The sequence below is a fragment of the Acinetobacter sp. UC24323 genome, assembly GCF_024151445.1.
In the GTDB taxonomy this organism is placed as follows: domain Bacteria; phylum Pseudomonadota; class Gammaproteobacteria; order Pseudomonadales; family Moraxellaceae; genus Acinetobacter; species Acinetobacter baumannii.
The window spans coordinates 128,796-140,524 of the sequence record NZ_JAHIBY010000008.1; the positions used below are offsets into that span (position 1 = coordinate 128,796).

The window sequence follows — 11,729 nt, forward strand, 5'->3', positions numbered from 1 at the left end:
TACTAAATTGTCGTTACAGTTTTTTATATGCAATCATTAAATTATCGGAATAATGATGCATCGCAACATGGAAGTTCTGCACCTTTGAAACGAGCAATGAGTACTCGACATTTGGTGATGATCTCCCTTGGCGGTGCCATAGGTACAGGTCTTTTTCTTGGGTCTGGCGACGTAATCTCTCAAGCAGGTCCAATTGGCGCAATTATCTCTTATTTCTTGGGCGGTCTAATTGCCTATACCGTTATGCTGTGTCTCGGTGAGCTAGCGGTTCATGTCCCTGAATCTGGCTCTTTTGGTGAATACGCACGGCGTTATATCGGTCCAGGTACGGGGTATATGATTACTTGGCTGTATTGGCTGACTTGGACTGCAACTTTGGGGACTGAGTTTACCGCTGCGGCCTTGTTGGTTCAGGAGTGGTTTCCATCTACCTCGGTATGGGCTTGGACTCTTTTCTTTGGCGCCTTGGTTTTCTTTCTTAATGTAAGTTCAACCCGCTTATTTGCAGAGTCTGAATTTTGGTTGGCGCTTGTAAAAGTAATCACCATTATCTGTTTTATTGGTTTGGGATTGCTGGCGATTTTCGGCTTTATTCCTTATCAGGGGCATGAAACAGCACCATTGTTCAGTAATTTAACTGCTCATGGTTGGTTCCCAAATGGTCTTTTCCCAATTTTTGCCACTATGCTTATCGTTAACTTTGCATTTTCTGGCACAGAATTAATTGGGGTGGCGGCTGGCGAAGCTGAGAATCCAGCAAAAACAGTTCCTAAAGCAATTAATGCGGCTATTTGGCGCTTGTTGATTTTCTTTGTTGGTACGATTGTAGTGATTAGTTCACTATTGCCATACCACCTAGCAGGTCTTAGTGCAAATGATGTGAGCAGTAGCCCATTTGTGACTGTATTTAATTACATTGGTATTCCGTATGCAGAGGATATTATCCGTTTTGTAATTATTACAGCTTTACTATCAGCTGCTAACTCGGGTCTATTTGCTGCATCACGTATGATGTGGTCGCTTTCAGCAAAGAATCAGTTACCTAAAATTTTCGCGAAACTCACGCCGTCTGGAACACCTATTATTGCCATTATTGTGACAATGTTTGGTGCTATTCCGGGGTTGCTTTCAGAACAATTTGCGCCAGAAACAATTTTTAAAAATTTGTTGGGTGTTGCTGCTTTTACAATGGTTGTTGTTTGGATTGCAATTTGTATTTCGCAATTTAACTTCCGTAGACAGTGGTATAAGTCAGGAAAAACAGTAAAAGATCTACGTTTCGCTGCACCACTTTTTCCTCTTACTCCAATTGTAGGCGGGCTATTCTGTATAGTTACTTGTATCAGTATGGTATTTGATCCATCTATGCAAGTGGGCTTTATCTGCTGCATTATTTTTATCTTGCTATGCTATGTCAGCTATTTCATCTTTTATCGTAAAAAAGATATAGCTCAAAACTAAGTCTTTTGCTTACTTGGTTGTGTTGATTGAAGGCTTCTTATGGGGCCTTTTTTCATGGGCGCAACTTGAGCTTTAAAGTGAGTTTTATATATTTTTTTTGAAAATGTTTTTTTTGTTTTGATAATAAAAGCAAATATTGACACATAAATTAACCACTTGTCGGAATATTATTAATAGCTAATTATTATAAGTTTTTAAATAAGTATATGTTTATCATGGTTATTTAATAAATAGATTGTTTAAATATTTATATATCTTTGTTTTGAATTAGAGAAACTGAATAAATATTATGAAAATTTATAGAAATTTTAAGAATTTTTTGAAATTTTTTGTTAATTAAGTCTTTGTTATTAAATGGTAATTTTTTAATCATTTTTAATTTTAATATTTTTTTAATTTCCATAAAATAAAATTATTATAGTGTAGTGTTTTTTTAGGTCTGGTTACTTTTTTATTATAAAAAATAGAGGAAATTGATTATTTTTTCTCTGCTTGTTTATTTTAAAATGTTCTAAATTAACTTGCTCTGTGCTATATTTACTTAAAGATTTTATGTCTATATGAAGGCTTGATTAACTCGCTTGAGTAGTGATGTGAAACTTGCAGTATTACTGAACAATTTTTATTTAAAAAGACTAATGGAGGGATCTATCGATTAGTCAAAAATAATTTTAGGGACTTATGGTTTTTTTGTTTCATGAACCTTAGTTCTTTTTAACTCCCAAACGGTTATGTCACCTCTTTTGTACTTATTTCCAGTCGACTTATTTGAGTTGGTTGCGGTGGAACTTTTGCTTTTATAAAGACTTTTTATAAATGGCAGATGAGGCAAAAGAATATTGTAAAAGATATCGATATATAAAAGTAAATCGTACTTTTGATATCACAAGATGGAATTTAAAAGGTCTAAAGCTTTAGAAGAGCTGAAGATTTTATAAATAAATCAAAACATTGTTATTGCAAGGTTTTGGTTGCTGAATAATAAAGACTGCAGATTTATCACATCTGAGTCTGTGTAGGTAGATAGGAAAAAAGATGTCAGATCTTTCATACGTAAACGAACATAGCGATGCATGGCAAACTTACTTGGCTCAAATTGACCGTGTAGCGCCATACTTAGAACATTTAGCTGATTATATCGATACTTTAAAACGTCCTAAGCGTGCGCTTATTGTGGACGTGCCAATTGTAATGGACGACGGTTCAATCCAGCACTTTGAAGGCTACCGTGTACAACACAACTTGTCTCGTGGTCCTGGTAAAGGTGGTGTTCGTTACCATCCAAATGTTGACTTAAATGAAGTGATGGCATTGTCTGCATGGATGACAATTAAAACTGCTGTTTTGAACTTGCCATTTGGTGGTGCAAAAGGTGGTATCCGTGTTGACCCACGTAAATTATCAAATCGTGAATTAGAGCGTTTAACTCGCCGTTATACGACTGAAATTGGTCACATTATCGGACCTCAAAAAGATATTCCTGCTCCAGACGTTGGTACAAATGCCAATATTATGGGTTGGATGATGGATACTTACTCTACTAGCCAAGGTCACACAGTGACGGGTGTTGTAACTGGTAAACCAGTGCACTTAGGCGGCTCTTTAGGTCGTGTGAAAGCAACTGGTCGCGGTGTATTCGTTACTGGTCGTGAAGTTGCTGCAAAAATCAACTTACCAATTGAAGGCGCGAAAGTTGCTGTTCAAGGTTTTGGTAACGTAGGTAGTGAAGCTGCTTTCTTATTTGTTGAATCAAAAGCAAAAATCACTCACGTTCAAGACCACACTGGCACAATTTTCAATGCTGATGGTATTGATCTTGTTGCGCTACGTGATCACGTAAATGCAAACCAAGGTGTTGGTGGTTTTGCTGGTGCACAAGCAATTGCAGATGAAGATTTCTGGACTGCAGAAGTAGACATCATTATTCCTGCTGCATTAGAAGGCCAAATTACAGTTGAGCGTGCTGAAAAACTTAAAGCTAAGTTGATTTTAGAAGGCGCGAACGGCCCGACTTATCCTAAAGCTGAAGATGTATTGGTTGAGCGTGGCATTGTTGTAGTTCCTGACGTTGTATGTAACGCCGGCGGTGTAACTGTAAGTTACTTCGAATGGGTTCAAGACATGGCGAGCTATTTCTGGAGCGAAGAAGAAATCAACGAGCGTTTAGACAAGTTGATGGTTCAAGCAATGGATGACGTTTGGAATACAGCGAACAAGAATGCTTGTACTTTACGTACAGCAGCTTACATCTTGGCATGTGAGCGTATCTTAAAAGCTCGTAAAGAACGCGGTATTTTCCCAGGCTAATCTGAGGAAACTACCTTTTAGGAAAGGTGGGTCGAGCAAATATAAAGGATGTTATAGGGTTATTTGTTCGGTCCCTTTTTCTAAATGAATTAAATTAAAGACAGTAAGACAGATTAAATAAATTAAATAGATACTGAGGTAAGCATGGAACAGCCAATTTCTGTAACTCGAAGCAACTTTAATGACTGGATGGTTCCAGTATTTGCACCGGCAAATTTCATTCCGGTACGTGGTGAAGGTTCACGTATCTGGGATCAAGAAAATAAAGAATATATCGATTTTGCAGGCGGGATTGCAGTAAATGCATTAGGTCATGCGCATCCAGTGGCAGTCAATGCGTTAACAGAACAAGCAAAAAAACTTTGGCACGTCGGTAATGGCTATACCAATGAACCAGTACTACGCCTTGCTAAACAACTCACCGAAAATACATTTGCAGACAAGGTTTTCTTCTGTAACTCAGGTGCAGAAGCGAATGAGGCAGCTTTAAAACTTGCGCGTAAAGTTGGACTCGACAGCGGTGTTGCAGGTAAAAGTGGCATTGTGGCATTTAATAATGCTTTCCACGGCCGTACTTTATTTACCGTTTCGGCAGGTGGTCAGCCAAAATATTCACAAGACTTTGCACCACTTCCAAACGGTATTAGCCATGTTGCTTATAATGATTTAGAAGCAGCTAAAGCAGTCATAAATGAACAAACTTGTGCAGTAATTGTAGAGCCTGTACAAGGTGAGGGCGGGGTTATTCCTGCTGACATCGAATTTTTAAAAGGTTTACGTGAACTGTGTGATCAGTTTGGTGCCTTACTTATTTTTGATGAAGTACAAACCGGTGTCGGTCGTACGGGTGCACTTTATGCCTACATGAACTATGGTGTGATGCCGGATGTACTTACGACTGCAAAAGCATTGGGCGGTGGTTTCCCAGTCGGTGCAATGTTAACAACTGATAAGTTTGCTCCGCATTTTTCTGTAGGCACACATGGTACGACTTACGGTGGTAACCCGTTAGCAAGTGCGGTTGCAGGTGCAGTCTTTGAGTTTATTAATACACCAGAAGTACTTGAAGGCGTGAAACACCGTCATCAATATTTCCTTGATGCATTAAATACTTTAAATGCTGAATATCAAGTATTTGATGAAATTCGTGGTCAAGGTCTATTGATTGGCTGTGTACTAAAAGCTGAATATGCAGGTAAAGCGAAAGACATTACCACATGGGCAGGCGAAGAAGGACTACTCGCTTTAATCGCAGGACCTAACGTGGTTCGTTTCACTCCTTCTCTAATTATTCCTGAACAAGATATTGATGAAGGGATTGCTCGTTTAAAAAGAGCTTTGGCAAAGTTGGCTAAATAAAAAAAGGGAAGCTAGCCATGATGATTGTCCGTCATGCCGAGTTTCGAGACCTTGAAGATATTTATAAATTAGCAGGTAAGTCAGGTGTTGGCCTGACTTCCTTGCCACAAAATATGGATACGCTTTCGGCTCGAATTTCACGTACTCGCAATACTTTAAATGGCAATGTTCATAAGAGTGAGCAGGGATATTTGTTTGTTCTGGAAGATACCGAAGCTCAACGTGTTATTGGTGTAAGTGCAATTGAGGTTGCTGTAGGTTTAATTGAACCTTGGTACAACTTTCATGTGGGAACACAAGTACATGCTTCAAAAGCATTAAACGTTTATAAGTCATTACCGACTTTATTTTTAAGTAATGACAGAACAGGAAGTAGTGAGCTCTGTACATTATTTTTAGATCCGGAACGCCGTGAAAATCAAAACGGTAAATTTTTATCGAAAATCCGTTTTATGTTTATCGCAGCATTTAAGCAATATTTTGAGAAAAAATTAATTGCGGAAATGCGTGGCTACTCTGATGAAAATGGATGCTCACCTTTTTGGGATGCGATTGGGCACCATTTTTTCAATATGGATTTTTCAACTGCTGACTATTTAAGTGGTATTGGCCAAAAAGTTTTTATTGCCGAGCTGATGCCACGTTTTCCAGTCTATGTTGACCTTTTACCAAAAGATGCACAAGAAGTGATTGGGAAAATGCATCCACATACTTTGCCTGCTTATCATGTGCTTGAATCAGAAGGTTTACGTTATCAAGGATATGTCGATATTTTTGATGCGGGTCCAACTATTGAAGCGAATATTGATGAGTTGCGTGCAGTCAAAGAAAGTCAACTCTTAAACGTCAAAATTACCAATGAGGCAACAGTGGGTAAAACACAATACCTTGTTGCTAATGATAATTACCACGACTATCGGGCCATGTTATTGAAGCTTGATCTCGTAGATAACACTTTAAATTTAACGCATGAACAAGCTGAAAAACTCGGTGTACAAGAAGGTCACGCTGTTCGTGTGTTATCACTAAATCCTATGGAAGTATCCTGATGTCAAGCTCTTTATTTATAAACGGTGTCTGGTTACAAGGCAGCGGTACAACATTTGTAAAAACAAACCCGGTTGATAACCAAACTGTATGGTCAGGCGCTGAAGCTACGGCTAGTGATGTTGAGAAAGCTTGCCAAGCTGCTCGTACAGCATTCCCAGCGTGGGCGCGTTTACCTTTTGCTGAGCGTGTGGCGATTGTAGAAAAGTTTGCAGCTTTGCTTGAAGAAAATAAAAAGCATTTAGCAGAAGTGATTAGCCAAGAAACCAGTAAACCTTTTTGGGAAACATTAACTGAAGTTCAGTCAATGATTGGCAAGGTTGCAATTTCGATTCGTGCTTATCACCAACGTACCGGTGAAAGCTCAACTGAAATGGCAGATGGTGTGGCATCTTTACGTCACCGCCCACATGGCGTACTTGCAGTTTTTGGTCCATATAACTTCCCGGGCCACTTGCCGAACGGACATATTGTTCCTGCGTTACTTGCTGGTAACACAGTTGTATTCAAACCAAGTGAATTAACGCCTTGGACTGCTGAAGAAACTGTAAAACTTTGGCAACAAGCCGGTTTGCCAAATGGTGTAATGAATTTGGTGCAAGGTGGTCGTACCACGGGTGAAGCGCTAGCTGCCTCACATGAAATTGATGGCCTCTTGTTTACTGGAAGTGCAAACACAGGTTATCACCTACACAAACAAATGGCGGGTGCTCCTGAGAAAATTCTTGCGCTTGAAATGGGCGGCAATAATGCATTGATTATCGATGAAATCGAAAATATGGATGCTGTTGTTAACCTCACTATTCAATCTGCATTTGTTTCGGCAGGGCAGCGTTGTACATGTGCGCGCCGTATCTTGGTAAAAAATGGTGCTGAAGGCGATGCATTTATTCAACGTTTTGTTGAGGTTGCTAAAAACTTAAAAGTTGGTCGTTGGAATGATGAGCAACAACCATTTATGGGCGGCGTAATTTCATCGGCTGCTGCAACAAACATGATGAATGCCCAGCAAAAGTTGCTTGAGCTTGGTGCAAAAAGCTTGTTGCCAATGACACGTCCTCAAGAAGACAGTTCATTACTTACTCCAGGCATTATTGACGTAACAGGTGTGGCGGGTATTCCGGATGAAGAATATTTCGGTCCGCTTACCACTATTCAGCGTTATGACAGTTTTGATGAAGCATTAAAAATTGCCAATGCAACTCGTTTCGGCTTGTCAGTTGGATTAGTTTCTCCAAAACGTGAATTGTTTGATGACTTACTCATTGAAGCACGTGCCGGAATTGTGAATTGGAACAAACCATTAACAGGAGCATCGAGTGCAGCACCATTTGGTGGTGTAGGAGCTTCAGGTAATCACCGTGCAAGTGCATTTTATGCTGCTGACTACTGTGCTTGGCCAATGGCTTCACTCGAAAGTGAAAGCTTGACGTTGCCAGAAAAATTATCTCCAGGGATTGTGTTGCCTTAACACTAGGGAAAGAAAAAATGAAAGGATATGAAGTAAATTTTGATGGTTTAGTGGGACCAACACATCACTATGCGGGTTTGTCTTTTGGTAATGAAGCATCGACCAAAAACCGCAATAATTTGTCTAACCCAAAATTAGCGGCGAAACAAGGCTTATTAAAAATGAAAGCTTTGGCTGACATGGGGATGAAACAAGGTGTACTTGCTCCGCATGAGCGTCCACATGTTCCGATGTTACGCCGTTTAGGTTTTACCGGAGATGACATTAGTGTTGTGGCTCAAGCAATGCGTTATTCACCAGAGCTACTGTCATCTTTAAGCTCAGCTTCTCCAATGTGGACTGCAAATGCTGCGACTGTTTCACCTTCGGCTGATAGCCAAGATGAGCGCGTGCATTTTACAGCGGCTAACCTGAACAATAAATTTCACCGTTCAATTGAAGCTGAAACTACAAGCCAAGTTTTACAAGCGATCTTTAAAAATGAACGTCATTTTGTACACCATGAAGCTTTACCGCAAGTGGCTTTGTTCGGTGATGAAGGGGCAGCAAATCACAATCGTTTAGGTGGTGATTATGCGAAACGTGGTGTTCAGGTGTTTGTTTATGGTCAACAACATTTAAATAATGGTTTACCGGGACCAAAACGTTATCCTGCACGTCAGACACGTGAAGCGAGCGAGGCCATTGCACGTTTGCACCGTTTAGATGAAGCACATACCGTTTTTGTTCAGCAAAACCCGGATGTGATTGATCAGGGTGTTTTCCATAACGATGTGATTGCGGTAAGTAACCAACAGGTTTTATTCCACCATCAACATGCTTTCTTAAATCAAGATCAGGCATTTGCCGAAATTCGTCAGAAAATGGCAAGCATCGGTGAAGACTTTATTTCAATTGAAGTGCCTGAAAACCGTGTGACTGTGGACGATGCTGTTGCAACATATTTATTTAATAGTCAGATTTTGACTCGTCCAGATGGTGGAATGACCATTGTTGTGCCAGAAGAGTCTCGCCAAAATGCTGCAGTATGGAGCTATTTGAATGACATGATTCAAATGGGTACACCAATTGATGCAATTCAGGTTTATGACTTGCGTGAAAGTATGCGTAATGGTGGTGGTCCGGCTTGTTTACGTTTACGTGTAGCATTAAATGAAACCGAATTAAATGCCGTAAATCCAAAAGTTCTCATGAATGATCAATTGTTTATGACGCTTAATCAGTGGGTAGATAAACACTATCGCGATCGTTTAGCACAAGAAGATTTGGCAGATCCGCATTTACTCATGGAAAGCCGTATGGCACTTGATGAACTGACTAAAATTTTAGGTTTAGGTTCGGTTTATCCTTTCCAAAAATAATGAGGAGGTGACATGCAAGATTTTCTAGCATTAACCTTACAAGGTGAGCAACCTGCAACGCGTGAGGGAAAACAAGCAAATTTTTCTTGGCGTTGGTTGGGTGAGGGACTTCTTGAATGTACACCACATGCGCAGTACGACAAAGCTGTCGTACTGTCAGCTGGAGTACATGGGAATGAAACGGCACCAATTGAATTGCTATCTCATCTTTGCACCGATTTATTTGCTGGGCGTTTAAAGCTTTCGGTGAGATTATTGCTTGTATTGGGTAATCCCTATGCGATGCGTCAAGGCAAGCGTTATGTACATGACGATGTAAACCGTATGTTCTGTGGTGGGTATAAAAATCTGCCTGTAACTGAAGAATCTAAGCGTGCTGAGGTTTTAGAGCAGACTGTTGCCACTTTCTTTCAGGAAAGTTCGAGTCAGGCAAAACGTTATCATTATGATTTGCACACAGCAATTCGGGCTTCATTATTGCCAACATTTGCTTTATTTCCATATCAAACGCATGGCTATGATGCTGATTTAACGGCAAGTCTTGAAGCAGCTGATTTGGATGCTTTGGTTTATCATAATGCGGTAGGTAAAACGTTTACCCATTTTACGAGTGAGAATTTTAAGGCGGCGAGTGCAACTTTAGAGTTAGGTAAAGCATTACCATTTGGACAAAATGACTTGAGTCAATTTGCTTCAATTGATGAAGTCATTCGTAACGTGGTTTCTGAGCAAGCTTTGCCAGTGCGTAATAAACCAAAAATTCGTGTGTTTCAGGTATCTGACTCTTTAATAAAAAAAGATGAAGAGTTTCACATGAATTTATCTGCTGAGGCTCCAAACTTTTCAACTTTTACTAAAGGCGAAATCATTGCGACTCAGCCTTCTGGTAACTATGTAGTTGAACAAGATCAGGTCTGGATTTTATTTCCAAACCCGAATGTGAAGATCGGTTTACGTGCAGGCTTGGTTTTAACTGAAACAATCTGAATAGTTAATTTTAGGCAAATAAAAAAGGGCGATGAATCGCCCTTTTTTATTGCTAACTTTAATTAGTTAGTACCGAAAAGACCTTTAATAAAAGATTTCTTTTCGCCTTTTTGTGTAGTCGCTTGAGCGCCTGCATTTACGTTTGCATTTGCATTAATACCAGCAACATTAACACCAACGTTTACACCTGTTTGAGCGTTAACTCCATGAGCCGGTTGAGCTGCATTTAATTTTGCTTGAGCATCAGCTTTAGTGTCAGCAACGAATTCTTTTTGCTCAGCTTGATTTTGTGCTACACGAGCTTTAACAGCATCTACACGTGCTTGAGCATCGGCCTGTTTTTCAGCAGTAAATTCTTTTTGGTCAGCTTGTTTTTCTGCTACCTTAGTTTTTACAGCATCAAGATGCGCTTTTGTATCTGCTTTAGCTTCAACTGCTAGGTTTTTAGTGCCAGTTGCAGCCTTAGTCGCTAAATTTTTTGTACCTGTTGCTGCTTCGGTAGCAAAATGTTTAGTACCAGTTACAGCTTCACTTGCTACATGTTTAGTGCCAGTAGCAGCTTTAGAAGAAAGTTCAGTTACTTTACCTGTTGTTTTTTTTGTAGCTTTAACGGTTGTGTCAGCAGCTACGTGACCAGCATGTTTTGCTGTGTTCCCTACAGTATGTGCAGTATTTTTGACTGTATTGGCTACGCCACTAACAAGACCACCTGGTTGTACGTTGACTTGAGCAGATGCACCTGCATTAACGCCCGCACTTTGTGCAAAAATAGAGGCAGAAGCAAGTACACTTGCAGTAACGATAGCTGTTTTCATCATTTTCATTGCGATATCCTTCAAAGAATATACCCTTTTAGTGAGGTATTTCATAAACGCAATCGCATCATAGCTAAGGAAATATGAGCTTGGGAACTCACTTCATCAAAACGTTACAACAGTGTTACATTGAGTAAACAGACTAGGGATAAATTGTGAAGATTAATAAAAATTAATAATAAAGTGAAAAAGAACATTTATTTTTTAGTTATTCTTATTAAGCTGGTCCTATTTTCATCTTACAGCTTTTTAACCTTCATCTCCTAAATTTTTCTATCGTTGTTCATGTGATACATGCCTATATCTCTAAATGTGATGTAGTTCTCGTTATTTATTAGAGGAAACGGCATAATAATTGCTTATTATGAGAATAGGGTGCTTTTTAGCACTTTTTTGAACCTTATTCTGCCAGAAATATAAACGTAAAGGGCAGAACTGTATTTTTGCTTATTCGAGAAAAGATATTTTAGCTTTTCTCATGTTTATACATTTTACGAAATAGAAATTTCACATGAAATGTAACTCAAGAAATGTCTCTTTATTTCGAATAATCAAAAGTAAATATAGATGTCTATAAACAAAAAAACAGAGATCTTAAATGATGAAAATTATAGCTTCCCTACTTGTAATAGTCGGCTTGATCGCCGTTGTTCTTTATTTCAAACCCACAAGCGGTGCATCTGATGTGTTCAATTCTGCTTTACAGGAGACGAATTCACCACAACCAGATACTTCATCTTCCCTTTCTAAACTTAAGGAGCCTACTCAACCTAAAAACGTATCTTTAAATTCAAACCACTCTCAATCGGTATCAGCAGATACCGTTCCTTTTTATGACACAAAAAGTGATCCTTCGATTCAACCGATTGATCCAGAAAAAGATCCAGCAAATGAAATAAAAGCGAAATAAGCAAATTGTTA

9 protein-coding genes are annotated in these 11,729 nt (G+C 39.2%); 8 read left to right on the forward strand and 1 reads right to left on the reverse strand.

The genetic code is table 11. The annotated features are described in order from the left end of the window. Nucleotides 1–27 precede the first annotated feature (27 nt). The 7 genes from KNQ97_RS12420 (at nucleotide 28) to astE (ending at nucleotide 9,993) form a co-directional block, all read left to right on the forward strand. The gene (locus tag KNQ97_RS12420) at nucleotides 28–1,461 is read left to right on the forward strand and encodes an amino acid permease (RefSeq protein WP_001191140.1); all 1,434 of its coding nucleotides are present in this window, start codon (nucleotides 28–30) and stop codon (nucleotides 1,459–1,461) included. 1,035 nt (nucleotides 1,462–2,496) lie between these two features. Beyond that, a complete protein-coding gene (locus KNQ97_RS12425) occupies nucleotides 2,497–3,768 on the forward strand; it encodes a Glu/Leu/Phe/Val dehydrogenase (RefSeq protein WP_001281781.1) in 1,272 nt (423 codons plus the stop codon). Nucleotides 3,769–3,912: 144 nt separating this feature from the next. Beyond that, the gene (locus tag KNQ97_RS12430; RefSeq protein WP_253612301.1) at nucleotides 3,913–5,127 is read left to right on the forward strand and encodes an aspartate aminotransferase family protein; all 1,215 of its coding nucleotides are present in this window, start codon (nucleotides 3,913–3,915) and stop codon (nucleotides 5,125–5,127) included. A 17-nt stretch (nucleotides 5,128–5,144) separates the two neighbouring features. After that, on the forward strand, nucleotides 5,145–6,176 hold the full coding sequence (gene astA / locus KNQ97_RS12435; protein ID WP_000973732.1) for an arginine N-succinyltransferase: 1,032 nt from the start codon (nucleotides 5,145–5,147) through the stop codon (nucleotides 6,174–6,176). Then, nucleotides 6,176–7,645: a succinylglutamate-semialdehyde dehydrogenase gene (gene astD, locus KNQ97_RS12440; RefSeq protein WP_253612302.1), complete on the forward strand. Its 1,470-nt coding sequence runs from the start codon at nucleotides 6,176–6,178 to the stop codon at nucleotides 7,643–7,645. Before astA ends, astD begins: the two co-directional genes overlap by 1 nt. 17 nt (nucleotides 7,646–7,662) lie before the next feature. After that, nucleotides 7,663–9,006, forward strand: coding sequence for an N-succinylarginine dihydrolase (astB, locus tag KNQ97_RS12445; RefSeq protein ID WP_000679450.1), 1,344 nt, complete (start codon nucleotides 7,663–7,665; stop codon nucleotides 9,004–9,006). Between the two features lie 12 nt (nucleotides 9,007–9,018). After that, entirely contained in the window at nucleotides 9,019–9,993 is a 975-nt protein-coding gene (gene astE, locus KNQ97_RS12450; protein ID WP_005109362.1) for a succinylglutamate desuccinylase, read from the forward strand. A gap of 62 nt (nucleotides 9,994–10,055) precedes the next feature. On the opposite strand, the gene KNQ97_RS12455 is transcribed toward astE, so the two are convergent. Next, on the reverse strand, nucleotides 10,056–10,817 hold the full coding sequence (locus KNQ97_RS12455) for a hypothetical protein (protein ID WP_000783288.1): 762 nt from the start codon (nucleotides 10,815–10,817) through the stop codon (nucleotides 10,056–10,058). Between the two features lie 592 nt (nucleotides 10,818–11,409). Here KNQ97_RS12455 and KNQ97_RS12460 point away from each other — a divergent pair. Next, a complete protein-coding gene (locus KNQ97_RS12460; RefSeq protein ID WP_086222286.1) occupies nucleotides 11,410–11,718 on the forward strand; it encodes a hypothetical protein in 309 nt (102 codons plus the stop codon). Nucleotides 11,719–11,729 lie beyond the last annotated feature (11 nt).

Coding starts and splice junctions, on each gene's coding strand:
- astE (WP_005109362.1), top strand. CDS start 9,019: ATGCAAGATTTTCTAGCATTAACCTTACAAGGTGAGCAACCTGCAACG.
- KNQ97_RS12455 (WP_000783288.1), bottom strand. CDS start 10,817: ATGAAAATGATGAAAACAGCTATCGTTACTGCAAGTGTACTTGCTTCT.
- astD (WP_253612302.1), top strand. CDS start 6,176: ATGTCAAGCTCTTTATTTATAAACGGTGTCTGGTTACAAGGCAGCGGT.
- KNQ97_RS12420 (WP_001191140.1), top strand. CDS start 28: ATGCAATCATTAAATTATCGGAATAATGATGCATCGCAACATGGAAGT.
- KNQ97_RS12425 (WP_001281781.1), top strand. CDS start 2,497: ATGTCAGATCTTTCATACGTAAACGAACATAGCGATGCATGGCAAACT.
- KNQ97_RS12460 (WP_086222286.1), top strand. CDS start 11,410: ATGAAAATTATAGCTTCCCTACTTGTAATAGTCGGCTTGATCGCCGTT.
- astA (WP_000973732.1), top strand. CDS start 5,145: ATGATGATTGTCCGTCATGCCGAGTTTCGAGACCTTGAAGATATTTAT.
- KNQ97_RS12430 (WP_253612301.1), top strand. CDS start 3,913: ATGGAACAGCCAATTTCTGTAACTCGAAGCAACTTTAATGACTGGATG.
- astB (WP_000679450.1), top strand. CDS start 7,663: ATGAAAGGATATGAAGTAAATTTTGATGGTTTAGTGGGACCAACACAT.